This is a genomic window from Prosthecobacter sp. SYSU 5D2 (assembly GCF_039655865.1).
In the GTDB taxonomy this organism is placed as follows: Bacteria; Verrucomicrobiota; Verrucomicrobiia; order Verrucomicrobiales; family Verrucomicrobiaceae; genus Prosthecobacter.
Window position 1 is genome coordinate 124,013 of record NZ_JBBYXL010000005.1, and the last position, 14,059, is coordinate 138,071.

Consider the following 14,059-nt stretch of genomic DNA (forward strand, 5'->3'; position numbering starts at 1 on the left):
GGCTAGTCTTGGAGGTAGGAAGGTTTGACACGGCCACCCTCTTTGAGTCCTTCATATGGCGGGAAAATGACGAGTTCCCCCGGCAAAACTCCAGAGACAATGGCGCGGTAGTCTTCTCTGATGACCGACCCCAGAGACACAGCACGCTTTGATGCGGTGACTCCATCCATCCCGACGACCCAAAGGATGGCCTTGGCATCCTCTTCGGAGGTAATCGCGGCTATTGGCACCATAACGGCACGGGTGCTGTCTGCGCTTGAGGCAGAAGCAGCAGCAGTTTCGGAGTCGGATGCTGGCGTGCCAGAGGCTTCAAGGAATTTGACGCGGCAAAGCATTTCCGGCCGTAGCCGGGGATCTGGATCAACGACCCGCACCTTGGCTTGCAGCGTATTCCTTTGAAGGTTTGCCGATCCCACGATTTTCGTCACGACTCCTCGAAACTCAATGTTTGGAAGGAAGTCGGATGTGATGACCGTCTCCTGTCCCAAAGTGATCCCTCTTGCATCGGCCAAGGGCACATCCACTCGGGCTTGAAGTTTATCTTTTTCGAATAGTGCCGCGATGGTGGCCGAAAGGTGGTTGTCCCCGCCAAACATCTTTTTCTGCCCGGGTGCGGCGTGCAATTCCAGGATGACGCCATCCACCGGAGACAGAATGCGAGTGCGGGACAAGGCCAGTTCCATCTTTTCCACCTCGACCTTGGCGGTTCCGCTGTCCGCCTCTAAGACCACCAATTGCGCACGTGAGGCGCTGACCTTGGCCAGTGCTGCTGCATGCTGGGATTTCTGTGCTGCGACTGCGGCAAGCTGCCCCTCCACCCCAAAACGTGCCTGTGCACGTTCCTGGGCTGAAATGGAACCATCTTGAGTGCGATCAACGCGGCTTAGCTTGTCCTGTTCCTGAGCCAGCTTCGCTTCGGCTGCTGCGATGAGGTCTTCCATGGCAGACGCGTCTGCCTCTGCGACTGAGACCATCACCTTTTGCAGGTCATATTCAGCGACGGCCCGCTCGTATTTTCTTTCAGCGGCAGCCAGAGCTATTTCCGCGTCATCAGGAACCAGTTCGGCCAATAGCTGGCCCTTCTTCACCTCCTGGCCTTCTTGAACATGCACCGCCAGGAGGGTGCCATCCGTCAGGGCGGATGCGTAGATCGGCCGGGGATCAGGTTCAATCCACCCCCCCGCCTGAAAAAGCAACTTGCCACTCTCCCCGCTGGCAGGAAGACCTGCGGTAGCGGCAGGTGCTGCTGCCGTTTCAACATCTGGCAAAAGAATGGCTACCGCAACGTTCACCGGCGTGGCAGGCAAAAGCCTGTCCCGAAGGACAACGGCGAAGAGCGATCCAAGCGCGAGAATGAGGAAAGCGGGGAATGTCCAGGCGGGCAGTTGTAACAGCCTTTGGTAGAAGGCACGTCGAGGCAATAAAGGAGGTTCCCCGAGAGGTGGGGAACCCGAATAAAGGGTGGATAGGGACACAAGTTTACAGGTTCAATTGAGCAAGACAAACAGGCACGAACCTCCCGAAAGGAGGATCGCCTTAATAGCTGCTCAAAGCTTCAAACTTGAAGCGAACCGAAGAGATATCTTCGTGAAATCCCAGTCAGGGATAGGCTCTCGGGCCTTGCATCCCGGTGGGTACCGAGATTCCACGGGGCCTCAGGAGGCACCATGAGCGTTAGCACAGCAGACAGAAGAGGAGGCGCTTTGATTTCAACCTTGCCGCTGGCAGCGGAGAGATTGACGCCGCCTTTGGAAACAATGACAAAACATCCGTCCCGGCAATCATAACTGGGAAAGGGGCTGATCTCATTCCCAATGGCCTCCGAGACGGTGATGCTTGTTTCTTCGCAGTCATCGCAGCAAGTCTCTGGACCCGCCCCCTGAAATAAAGATCCCGTGCATTGGCAGCGCACAATCACAGCTCCATGCATCGCGCATGAAATCGCCATGAAGATAAGCATGATGGATGCTACTGCCCGCCGGATCATTTTCCATTCTACCTCCGTTTACCTCAGTCTGCAAGGGGCCGATCAAAGGCAAAGGATAGAGAGGACAAAGACTTCATTTTCATCTGCCGGGTCTGCCTGCCAAGGCACTCAGCGCAACCGTCCCACTCAAAATCTAATAGCATGCCCATCCAGCCCGTTGCAGCGGTATGAAACGCACCCTGCTTCCGCTGCTGGCTACCCTGGGGAGCATCCTCCATGCAGAGCCAATATCCGAGCCGGTGCTCCAAGCCGCAGCCGCCCGGATTGACGCCGCCTTCATGGAGCGGCGTGAGGAGGAAAAAAAGCTCGCCGAATCCCGCGGACTGATGGCGGAGATGCCGCCCAGAGCCAGCGACCTCGTTTTCCTCCGCCGGGCCTGCATGGATCTCGCCGGCAGGCTGCCTGCGCCGGAGGAGATCCGGCAGTTCATCGCAGACCCATCGGAAAACAAACGGGCGCATCTGGTGGACCAGCTGCTCGCCGAGCCTGGTGCCAACGAAGTCCGCTTCCGTTCACTCGCTGAGGCTCTGCGAATCAAAGACGACATCGGTCAGCAATCCCAGGCACCGTTTATCCGCTGGCTGCGGCAGGAGATCGCCAAGGACACACCCTATGACCAGCTCATCGCCACCATGCTCCGGTCCGACGGGAGCGGGGATCTGGCCACAGATCCCGCCGCCGGCATGCTCCAGCGTGATGAAGGGGACATGCTGCACACGAGCTCCGAGCTGGCCCGCGCCCTCCTCGGTGCCGACCTCCACTGTGCTCAATGCCATAACCATCCCTTTGCAGATTTCACCCAAAAGCAGAGCTACGAATTCGCCGCCTGTTTTGTGCCTGAAGGCGCTCCCCCGGTGACCCTCCCGCGCCCCTACTATTACCGGGATGGCAAGCCCGGCCAGGCAGTTGACCCGAAGTTCCTTCCCCTGGATCAAATTAAAGCGGACGATCCTCGCAGCGCCTTCCAGGCCGGCCCCCACCCCGGCAGCAACAGGCGGAACCAGCTCGCACTGTGGTTCAACGGGCCTAACAACAAGCGTTTTTCAGAGATGTCCGCCTTGCGTCTCTGGCAGAGGCTTTCCGGCTTCATGCCAGGCACCGCACGTCAGACCGAAGGCGCTGCCGAAAAGGAAACCTGGCACGATGTCATCAGCCGCCGGGGATGCGATACCCCGCCATCTTGGAATACCCTCACCCACTCCGGATTCTTTGATCTGTCCAAAAACCGCGATGCCCGCATCCTGCAGACCCTGGGTGAAGAATTTATCCACAGCGGCTCCCGCCAGCGTGAGTTTCTGCGCATCCTGGCCCGCACGGAGGCCTATCAGCGCGAGTCCGTCAGCCGCGCCCACATGTTTCATTTTGTGGTTCCTGCCTCCCCGCGCCTGCGCCGCATACCGCCACACATCACTTGGGATGCCTGGGCCACCTGGCTGCCAGCAGCCGATGCAGATGCCCAAACCAGCACCGCTCTCCCTCAAGTGCCGCCTCCTGCGCATCCGCTTCGTTTGTTAGGCCAGGGCACCCGCGAGTGGGCGGATGAAACCGCGCCCGTCATCTCCCACGGCCTGGCCCGGTTCATGATGGCCAGCCCGCTGATCACCCGTGTATCTGCCTCGGAAAAGCTGGTCCTGTCCGGTGCCAAACCTGTGCAACAGGTCGAGCATCTCTTCCTCACCACCCTCGGCCGCTTCCCTGAAGAGCGGGAGCAAACCGTTGCCCTCGCCCACCTGGCCGCGCACCCGGAGTCAGGCACCCAGGACATTGCCTGGGCGCTCCTGAACACCAGTGAATTTCTCTTCCTGCCTTAACGCAGGCAGCCTCGCTTCAAGCCTGCTTCACTCCCACTCGATGCTCGCCGGCGGTTTGGTACTGATATCATACAGCACCCGGTTCACCCCTTTGACGCTGTTTAAAATCTTGTTAGACGTGTTGCGCAGCACCTCATACGGCAGCTCCACCCAGTCTGCCGTCATGGCATCCTCACTGATGACAGCGCGAAGAGAAATGGCCTGCTCATAGCTGCGCTCATCCCCCTTGACCCCCACCGTCTTCACCGGCAGCAGAGCCGCGTAGGCCTGCCACACATGCTGGTACCAGCCGCTGCGGTGCAGCTCGGCGATGAAGATGGCATCCGCCTGCTGGGTGGACAGAATGCGCTCCGGCGTGATCTCACCCGGGATGCGCACCGCCAGGCCAGGCCCTGGAAACGGGTGCCGCCAAAGCGCCCGGTGCGGGATGCCCAGGCTCGCGCCCAATGCACGCACCTCATCCTTGAAAAGCTCCGCCAGCGGCTCCAGCACCTTGCCCTGCGCCTTCAGCTCCATGATCCGGTTCACCCGGTTATGATGCGTTTTGATCACGCTCGCGATGGAGCCGCTCGTCGCGCTCTCGATCACATCCGGATAGAGCGTGCCCTGCGCCAGCAGCTCCACATCATCCGCCAGCTTCCAAAATTCCTCCACAAACAGCGTCCCGATTATGCGGCGCTTCTGCTCCGGATCTGTGATGCCCTTCAACGCGCCCAAGAAAGTCTCGCTCGCATCAATCTGCTCAATGGGCACGCCCACCTCCTCAAACAGCACCTTCACTTCCGCCGCTTCATTCAGCCGCATCAGGCCGGTATCAATGAAGATACAGCGCACCTTCACTCCGGCGCGTGCCAGCAGCACCGCCAGCACCGTGCTGTCCACCCCGCCGGATACCCCGCAGATCACCTCGCGGTCGCCCACCTCGGTCTTGATCTGCTCGATCATCTGGTCCTTGAACTCCAGGATGTCAAACTTGGCCAAATTCGCGCCGCTTTCCGTGAGGAAGTTTTTCAGGATCGCCGTACCCTCATGGGAATGCGTCACCTCCGGGTGGAACTGGATGCCCCAGCAGCGTTCGCTCCATTTTAGAGCCACCGGCACCGCATCCTCATTCGTCGCGATCACCTGCGTCGTGCTGGCTAGGTTCGCGCAGGTATCACTGTGGCTCATCCACACCTGGGACTCATGGGAGATGCCTTTGAAAAGATCCGCATGCTCCGTCACTACCAGCTTCGCAGGTCCATACTCACGCGTGACACCCGGCTTCACCGTGCCGCCATGCTTGATGTTCAGCAGCTGCATGCCGTAGCACACGCCCAGCACCGGCACCCCAAATGACAGCAGCTTTTCAAAATCCACATCCGGCGCATCCGCCTCCGACGTGCTGCGCGGTCCGCCGGAAAGAATGATGGCCCCAGGGTTCTGCAGGTTGGCCAGCTCAGCAGGCGGATAGAGGTGGGAAACAAAACCCAGCTCCCGCACCCGGCGGACAATGAGCTGGCTGTACTGGGAACCGTAATCAAGTACGGCAACTTCGTGATCGGTCATGGAAATGTGAAAACAGCGATGAAATGAAAGTCAAAACGGAGAGGCGCAAACCGCACTCCTCTCATCAAAAAAGGCAGGTCAGGAGGGCTCGTAATTCACCGGCTCCTCCGTGATGACGACATCGTGCGGATGGCTTTCCTTCAGGCCACCGGCGGTGATGCGGACAAAGCGCGCCTTGGCCCGCAGCTCGTCCAGATTGTCAGCCCCCACATAGCCCATGCCGGAGCGCAAGCCGCCCATGAGCTGGAAGACCACGTCCGCCAGCGGTCCTTTAAACGGCACCCGTGCCTCAACGCCTTCAGGCACCAGTTTGCCGGAGCTGTTCTGGCCGTAACGGTCCCCTGCGCCTTTGCGCATCGCCTTCAGGCTGCCCATCCCCCGGTATTCTTTGAAGGTGCGGCCCTGCCACTTCACCATATTACCCGGGCTTTCCGCCGTTCCGGCCAAAAGGGAGCCCAGCATCACGCAGTCGGCTCCGCCAGCGAGGGCTTTGACAATGTCACCTGAATAACGGATGCCGCCGTCGGCAATGACGGTCACACCGCGTGGGCGGCAGACTTCCGCCACCTCCTGCACCGCCGTGAACTGGGCCATGCCCACCCCTGAAATGATACGCGTGGTGCAGATGGAGCCTGGCCCCACACCCACCTTCACCGCAGAGGCCCCGGCCTCCACCAGGTGCAGAGCGCCTTCCTGCGTCACCACATTCCCGGCCACAATCGGGATGCTCCCGCCCAGGCGGGCACGCAAACGGGAGATCACATCCGCCACCCTCGTGGTATGGCCCGTGGCCGCATCAATGAAAAGGGCGTCCGCTCCCGCCGCCACCAGGGCCGCTCCACGGTCCGCACAGTCATCCCCCACACCCACCGCCGCACCCACCAGAAGCTGGCCGTTGGCATCCTTGGCCGCGCTCGTGAACATCTGCCGCTTCACCACATCCTGCTTCGTGATCAACCCCGCCAGCTTCCCGTTCGCATCCACCAGGGGCAGTTTTTCGATCCGGTGCGTGTAAAGAATTTTCAGCGCTTCGTCAAAGCTCGTCTGCGGTGTCCCCACTGCCAGACGCTCCCTCGGGGTCATGATGGCCGAGACCGGCGTCTCCTCATCCTCCGTGTACCACATGTCACGGCTGGTCACCATGCCCACCAGCCTGCCGTCCGGGTCCACCACCGGGAACCCGCTCACGCCCTTTTCATGCATCAGGCGCTGCAGCTCTCCGAGAGTCGTTTCCAGCCGCACGCAATGCGGGTTCTGAATCACCGTGTTTTCGGAACGCTTCACCTTGGCCACCTGCTCCGACTGGTAATCAATCGGGATGTTCCGGTGGATGACTCCCAGGCCGCCTTCGCGTGCCAGGGCGATCGCCAGCTCCGCCTCCGTCACCGTATCCATGGCTGAAGACAGCACCGGAATGTTCAGTTGCAGGCTGTTGCCAAAAAGCGTTCCCAAGTTCACCTCTCCAGGCAGAACTTGGCTCAGTCCTGGCAGGACCAATACGTCATCAAAACTCAGTGCAAGGGAAGGAATATCGCCCATGTGCCATCTAAGCGGAACTCAGACAAGTGTCACGCAGAAAGTGACACCCTGATGCAAATCATGGCCTGTAAACGCGCGTCCTGCCCGTGTAGGAGTCAATTTGGATGCAATAATAGTTCGGCGGCACCTGTGCATTCATTGATTCCTTGGATTCCACCAGGATCAGGAAGCTCTTGTTGAATTCCGGGATCGTGTAAGCCTGCGCCACCTCGGCAGCCTCATCCCCCGCATTCACCGATGACGAAAGCAGCCTCATGCCGCCATCTGGATAAAAACGCAGCGAGGCATATGACACATCATCTCCCGTAGCTGTGCCTGGAGGAGTAAAAAGAAAGTTTCCGTTCGAAGATTCAGACTGTTGAACCGTTGTCTTTAACAGAGGTGAGAGGTCTTCCTGGGCCGAGATAACGATTCCGGACTCCAGGTAATAAGGATCTGAAATCGCCTTCTCAGTTCCATCCGGCATCGTCTGCACCACCTGGTAGGCATAATATAAACTGTCACTGGGCCGGTCAGAGGTGGAGTCCACATACCTGTAAAAGCGCACCTCAACCTCCGCGCTGAGAGAGACAGCACTCTGTTGGGCCAGGCTGAGCCGGTTCACCAGTCCTTCACCTGCTGAATTCAGCCGGGTGGAACGCACCACATCCACCAGGGTCGGAGCCACCAGGGCGATCAGCAATGAAATGATGCCCACGACAGTGAGCATTTCCACCAGGGTAAAGGCTGCCGGCCTGCGATTGGAAAACGAAGTTCTCATGAGGTCTCGATGAAAGAAAATGAACTAGTTGCTCCACTTGGCGCCCCGGATGGCCACGGTAGATGAGAATATGCGGAAGTTAACATTGCGCTCATTGAGCGTCTTGGCGATGTCCTCCATCGTTTGATTGAGGTTCTGAGCAGCCGTGTCATTGCTGAGAGCGGAGGAGATTTCGGTGCCAAAAGGTGGCGTGCTCGGATCACTGATCTGGCCCAGACGGTCGGCAGTCCGTTCATCAATGGCCACCAGCACCACCTTCACCAAGGGTGGCAGCCGGTGCTGGTTCCCCTGCCCGCCCGCAGTCGGCGTGCCGTCATTGATGGCTGAATCATAGTTGAAAACGGCGCGATACGCATCGCTGGAGTTCGTCGTCCCATTGCCTGCCACTGCCGCATCCGTCTCCAGCATAGGAGCGATGATCAGCGCAATGATGTTATCGGCGATGGGCCGGGTCAGCCCGTGATTGACGGGCGTTTCCGTCCCTTGCACAGGCACCCCCGCCTGGGAAAACCATTTGTCGTTGCTCGCGCTGTCATACACCAGGTTCTGCTCTGCCGGAGGTGAAAACTCCATCAGGCGGTAACGGAAGCGCGGCAACCCCGCCGGCAGCACTTCCGGCCGGAAGAATTCGTCAGAAGTGTATTGCACAAAATAGCCGCGTCCGCACAGCAAACGGTCCAGGCCGACAAACGCGGGGTCATGGGAAACGCCCAGGGGTGCCTGAAAAAATACCGCATGTCCCGGGGATTCCGCCGCACTGCCGCCCTGGGTCAGCAGCGGAGTTCCCCCGCCGACCGCCGGACCGCTGACAAAACGCAGATCGGACTTGCGGATGTACTTGCTCGGAGCACTGGTGGCCGTCGCATCCGTCGAGTCAGAGTCCTGCAAATAGCTCTGGTCATAGTCAATGTAAGTGTTCAGCGTCGCCTGGCTCAGGTTGCGCGTGATGATGTCAAAAGCCGTGCGGGCTTCACGAAACTGGCTCACACGGGCGTTGGAGGCCGTCCATGTGCTCTGCACCGTGCCGATCACCTGCGCACTGATAAGCAGCAGGATAAGCAGCACCGTCATCGAGACGAGAACTTCCACCAGGGTGAAAGCCGCCCGGCTGCGTGCACCAGGCTTTCTAAAAATGGAATGTCGAGGGCTCATGATCAAGGATTGAATGATGCGTCAAGGAGCGAAGCGTTTGGATTCAATGACCCGGAAGCGGTAGTAGCTCTCCAAAGCCTTCAGACTGAAAGGATTCGAAGTTGCGTAGTCCAGACCGGCCAGGTCAGACTGGTCAATGTAGCGCTCCAGCAGAAACGACCCGCGGAACTCCGCACTCATTTCATCCACTTCAGGATTAAAGGTGTTGGCTGCCACGGAGCGCAGCGCCTTGCGGATGCTCTGGGCCCGGACATGCACTTTGAAGGTATTGGAACGGGTCGTCAGCTTCGCATAAAGGTTCGCATACGGCCTTTCACGGGTGTTGTCCCCGGTCGAGCAATGCTCACCCCAGAATTGCGCCATGGCAGTGTTCCTGGTCACATAATTGGCCACGTCCGAGGCTGTCACATTGAGCCCGGAAGCGCTGGCTCCCGTGCGGTTCGGGATCAGGTGCACCTCGCAGATCTGCGAGGCCGTGCGGAAAAGACCGCCGCGATAGCCATCGGGAAGATTGCCTCCGGTCAGACCAAAGTTAAAACGCTCCTCAAACTGGCGCAACGTGGCCTGCACGCGCTCGTTCGCATTCTGCTGCCACCACAGTTCCGACTCCGGGCGGAAACGGTCCACCGCGATGGACCGGTGCCAGAAGTTGTTGTCCCGGGATTCGTCCCTGAAGACAGGCGGTGTGGCACCCTGAGGGCCCCAGTTAGCCTTCACGCTTTTAGAATTCTCATAATCTGCATTGGGCATCGCCTGCATCCATTCCCCCTTCATGGCGGCGTGCAGGGCCGTGGCCCGGCGGATGTGCGTGAACGGCATCATCTGATAGTTCAAATTGATCTTGCCAGCTGTGGAGAGCGGCTCGCTGATGGCATACGGCTCCACCGTTGGCATCCAGAACAGATCCAGCAGATAATGATCCGGCGGAGTTTCCTGGCCCGGATGGCGTGGTGCCGCATCCGATCCCGCACCCGTTGCCCCGGTCGGATACTGCACATAAGGACGGAACAGCAGGTTGGTCCAGGCACCCTCTCCATTGGCATCCCAAATTCGCGACGGCAGAGACCCCATGATAACAGGGGACGGCACCATGCGGTTTGGGGTAAAGTAATTCCCCATGGCATTGGCATAACGGGCTCCCTGGCCGCCGGACCGGAAATAAGTTGAACGCCATGTCTTGGCAGCAGTCCAGCCAGAGGGTCTGAAATCACCGACGGAATAGTTTCCTTCATCCACCTTGTTGATGAACGGCCCCACCCTTCCGCCCGTATCGGAGTCGTCAAAATCATAATACCGCTGGATGATGGCATACGCGGGTTTGGATGTGGCACCCGCCCCTTCGTTTGGACCATGCGGCGCATCCGGGCTGCGGGCCGCACCGGCAGTGACCCTGGAAGGCAGGCCCCTCATCCGGTTGTCTGAAGCCGTCGGCACCTGAACAGTCGGCACTCCCCGGTCAAATCCTGGCTCAGTCGCGGAAGTATAAGAAGAGAAGTTATGCGCCATGTATTCATTATCTTTGTTCCAGTTGCGGTGGGGGATCCAGCTCTCACTGGTTACCACGCTCTTGGCGGCGATCAGCCTGGCGTCCCCATAGGCGGGCTGAAGGGTGCGCACCACGTCAGAGCCATAATGCCACGGACGGTCCCAGCTTGCTCCGTGGTCCAATGTCGGGGAGCTGCCATTGGGCGGACCATAGCCGGTTCGCAGGTCCGGATCAGTGCGCATGGCGGTCACATCCTGCAACTGCACATCTCTGTATGTATTGGCATCTTTCGTGTAGATGAGAGCGCGGGAACCTGGCAGGCGCTGCTTGTCGTTACCCGTAGCAATTGAGTTAATGGCTTGCGTGTTACTGTTAATCGAAAAACCGTCCCAGTTATAAAAACGTCCGCGGACAGAAGCAAAGCCTTCCCGAAGTTGGGGATCATCCAGATTGCCCAGACCGCGGTTCAGCACCCCGTCACGGCTGAAGCTCCACCACCGCGGGGCCTGCACCGCCGGGTGGTTATAGTTGGCCCCGCTGGAATTTACATAAAATACTTTGTAAGAAGGTGCCACGACGAGATCCGGCGAAGGCGCAGTACCTTGCGGCAAGCGGATTTCAATCTCCTGGACGGGAGTTTCAGTGGTTGTGGCCAGGACATGGCGGTCATAAATTCTCAGCTTGATAGGTGCCCGCGAGCTGAAGTTCAGCCCTGCATGATTTCTCACCCTGAAGAATGTGGAAACCAGATCCAGGTTGAACAAACCCCCATGAACGTTTCCTGAGCCGCCGGAATCAGAGTATCCCGCATCCTCAGGCATGTTCACACGGCCTGCCACCCGGCGCCCCAGCGCCACATTCCTGAAGCTGGCAAATCCGCCAATTTCCGGATGCGCATCCGTGGTGTAAAGCGGCTGGTTGCTGCGAATGGCGATGGGCGTGTTGGTCGAGAAAATAGCCTCGCCATTGACCAGGATGTTACTCATGTCCTGCCCAGTGATGACGACAGTAAATTCAGGATGGATTTCGGTGTAACCCACCGACGGACAGAAGAACTCCAGATGCAACATGGCCTGGATGTTCTTCTCATCTGGATCCAAAGGACGGCCGAAAGGCAGCGACCAGTTCCAGTTCGCCTGTTTATACCCCGGATGCCTTAAATAAAATTTCCCGGCGTTTTCAGGCGAGTCCGTGCCAACGGTGCCATACCTTCCTGGGTCAAGACTGTCCAAAGGAGGATAGTTCGAATAATATCTTTGTTTGATGGTGCCTTCGCCACCGGTGGATCTCCAGTTTTCAGCAGCTGCATTGGTGATAATTCTTTCCCCGAATCCTTCAGGCACATCGTGTTTGATAGAAAACTGCTGAATCACGGTTTCATCCACCATGAGCGCTGTCCGCCCGCCGCTAAAAACTTCCGGGAGAGCTGCCGCAGCAATCGAACCCGGCCAGGCAGGGATCTCATAATCATTCTCCCCGGGAGGGTCCTCACCTTCGACTGCCTTTTTCGGCTGCGGAATACGCCAGCTGTACATATCCGGCTGGCCGTCCGCCGTACAAATGAAATGCAGACCGATTTCGCTGAGGGAGATGAACCTGCCAAAACCCCTCACCGACGGGCCGTTCTGGCCTCCGATTCTCCAGCTTGGATGCTGCGAAGGGGTCACCTGACCGTGTCCCGGCAGGGCGCGGTCTGCAAATGGGTTGGCTGCACCCGCCTGGTCTCTCACAAAACCAGGGGTATAGGTTTTAAAGCCGGCCGTCAGGTTTTCCCGCTGCTGGTAAATGTTTTCCCAGCTTTGCGAATTATTGGGAATTTGTTGAGTCGGCCAGCTATTGCGGTTTTGAGGGACCAAAAAGCTGTCATAAAGGTTGGTGCTGCGGATATAGTCAAACATGGAGACCAGAAGCTGACGTGTATTGTCCGTCCCCAGCTGGCTGTTGCTGGCACCGCCACCAATCGGGCTGCCCAGCTTTTGTTTAAAGGAGTTTGCGGTTCCTGTACGGTCCGTCGCTGTTGGGAAGGGGTTTTCCAGGATCTTTTCCAGCATGTTCAGGAGTGCCAGGTTGCGGGGAAGAGAAATGTCATGCGTGGCACCGTTGACGCTTGGTGGAAGACTGCGGGAATGCTCCCGCTGAAAAATATAGTTCTGCGTGCCCACCCGCGAACAAAACTCAATGAGCTTGTCGTATCCGGTGCGCCGGTTGTTGTCCCTCGGCAGAGGCCACATGGCGATTCTGGGAAGGCCGAAAAGATTGATTTCACTGGCACGGCTGTTGGCCGTCAAAAAGGCCGAGGCTCTTTCCAGGGTGGTCTTGTTATACAGGATCACCTGGGCGCTCACCTGCGCGTTGTTCAATACTCTGCGCGTGCTGTCATTCCCTTGGGAAAACAGCAGCTCGTCCACACTGGCATAAAGCCGCTCAGACATGGCTTCACGGATGGCGACCGCCTCTGCCAGGGCTGAATCCCCGGAAGCTTCTGCATAGTCATCCGACCCGAATGACCGCGTGCCACTGACGCTGCCGCCGGTGTGAATGCGCGGCATCAGGTCATAAATGCGCTCTTTGGTATCCAGCGCGCGTCGCAGATTGGCACCCGAAATCGGACCGTTGGGGCCGTAGGTCTCCAGGCTCCGGGTATCATTCTGAAGAGGGTTTGGATACAGAACACTGCTGATCGCCACCGTGGCCGGATGTCCTGGGAAACGCTGGTATTCACTGCGGGCCGGCGGATAGTCAGCCCAGCGGTGGTCACGCTCATGATAATAAATCGGCGTGCCCGCAAAGGTGGGCTCGGAGGCCGTGTTGATGTTCACCTTGCAGGTTTCATCATCCGTCCAGAAAGCCACCCGTCCCACAATCGGGTTATCCTCCGATGGCACGCCATAGCTGGCGCCTGCCGTGGAGGACGGACCGTCTCCCAGGCCTCCAGTCTGGTTGTTAAGCACCATGAATTCCAACTCCTGGTTCAGGTAGCCAACCGCTCCATCCTTCAGGACATACAGCCATTGCACCGGCATGGCCAGGCGCAGCTGGTCAATGTTGGCACCCGCCGTCGTCTGGCTCGGCTTGACAATCGGAGAGATCTCCTGGTTTGCCGCCACACCACCGATGGCATTGCCGTTCAAAGCCGTTGTCGGCTCATAGGAAAAGCCTTCCACCGGTGTTTCCTGGGCTGTCGGATCAATGTCCTGTCCCGCACGCGGATCAATGATGGGAAAGAAAATTTGCGCCTGGTCCAGATTGGTTTCGGCACCAGAGGCCACCCCTTTGATCACAGGCTCGTTCAGGTCCACATAGCGTGCAAGATTCGGCCCCTGGTTCCAGTCGGCCGGCGGCTCGGAATTCCTCACAAAATCACGCTCCTGGTTATTGGGCGAAGAGCCCGTGGCCCGGAAGATCATGTCACTGTCGGAAAACAGCTTGTAGCCAGCCAGAAAGTCACCGCTGGCCGCATATTTACGAATCGCCCCAGGCTGGGTGGCGTGGATCACCGGCGTGCCGGCCACCTCGCGGGCGGAACCCGCCCGGATCTGGGCGATCACCATGTTCACCGCCGTGTCAGCGAACCGGCGCGAAGACTGGGAGGCTGCATAAACATTCGTGGCCTTGTGCTCCGTGTCAGCGACACTGAGGAAGGCCAGAATGACGATCGTGGCCAGAGCGAGCATCGAAAGCACGATGATCAAAGCTAACCCCTGGTGACGGCGGGCGTCGGCAAGAAAGAGGCGGATGTGTTTCATGGCAGTGGGAGGTTCAAATTATTTCTTTTT

The 14,059-nt window shown here is 58.6% G+C and carries 7 protein-coding genes; 1 reads left to right on the plus strand and 6 read right to left on the minus strand.

The genetic code is table 11. The features are described from left to right. Positions 1-2: 2 nt before the first annotated feature. On the minus strand, positions 3-1,475 hold the full coding sequence (locus WJU23_RS09855; RefSeq protein WP_346332388.1) for an efflux RND transporter periplasmic adaptor subunit: 1,473 nt from the start codon (positions 1,473-1,475) through the stop codon (positions 3-5). A 679-nt stretch (positions 1,476-2,154) separates the two neighbouring features. On the opposite strand from WJU23_RS09855, the gene WJU23_RS09860 reads away from it, so the two are divergent. After that, a complete protein-coding gene (locus WJU23_RS09860; protein WP_346332389.1) occupies positions 2,155-3,798 on the plus strand; it encodes a DUF1549 domain-containing protein in 1,644 nt (547 codons plus the stop codon). A gap of 27 nt (positions 3,799-3,825) precedes the next feature. Here WJU23_RS09860 and guaA read toward each other — a convergent pair whose 3' ends face one another. The 5 genes from guaA to vccA all read right to left on the minus strand — a co-directional run bounded on the left by guaA (position 3,826) and on the right by vccA (position 14,029). Then, positions 3,826-5,346, minus strand: coding sequence for a glutamine-hydrolyzing GMP synthase (guaA, locus tag WJU23_RS09865; protein WP_346332390.1), 1,521 nt, complete (start codon positions 5,344-5,346; stop codon positions 3,826-3,828). Positions 5,347-5,424: 78 nt separating this feature from the next. Next, positions 5,425-6,885, minus strand: a complete 1,461-nt coding sequence (gene guaB, locus WJU23_RS09870; protein WP_346332391.1) for an IMP dehydrogenase — start codon at positions 6,883-6,885, stop codon at positions 5,425-5,427. Between the two features lie 58 nt (positions 6,886-6,943). Further along, positions 6,944-7,645, minus strand: coding sequence for a Verru_Chthon cassette protein D (gene vccD, locus WJU23_RS09875; protein WP_346332392.1), 702 nt, complete (start codon positions 7,643-7,645; stop codon positions 6,944-6,946). Between the two features lie 24 nt (positions 7,646-7,669). After that, positions 7,670-8,797: a Verru_Chthon cassette protein C gene (gene vccC / locus WJU23_RS09880; RefSeq protein WP_346332393.1), complete on the minus strand. Its 1,128-nt coding sequence runs from the start codon at positions 8,795-8,797 to the stop codon at positions 7,670-7,672. Positions 8,798-8,818: 21 nt separating this feature from the next. Continuing rightward, entirely contained in the window at positions 8,819-14,029 is a 5,211-nt protein-coding gene (vccA, locus tag WJU23_RS09885; protein WP_346332394.1) for a Verru_Chthon cassette protein A, read from the minus strand. Positions 14,030-14,059 lie beyond the last annotated feature (30 nt).

Bases quoted from the DNA above. Each gene is read 5' to 3' on its own strand.
- guaB (WP_346332391.1), bottom strand. From the start codon at position 6,885: ATGGGCGATATTCCTTCCCTTGCACTGAGTTTTGATGACGTATTGGTC.
- WJU23_RS09860 (WP_346332389.1), top strand. From the start codon at position 2,155: ATGAAACGCACCCTGCTTCCGCTGCTGGCTACCCTGGGGAGCATCCTC.
- vccA (WP_346332394.1), bottom strand. From the start codon at position 14,029: ATGAAACACATCCGCCTCTTTCTTGCCGACGCCCGCCGTCACCAGGGG.
- vccD (WP_346332392.1), bottom strand. From the start codon at position 7,645: ATGAGAACTTCGTTTTCCAATCGCAGGCCGGCAGCCTTTACCCTGGTG.
- vccC (WP_346332393.1), bottom strand. From the start codon at position 8,797: ATGAGCCCTCGACATTCCATTTTTAGAAAGCCTGGTGCACGCAGCCGG.
- guaA (WP_346332390.1), bottom strand. From the start codon at position 5,346: ATGACCGATCACGAAGTTGCCGTACTTGATTACGGTTCCCAGTACAGC.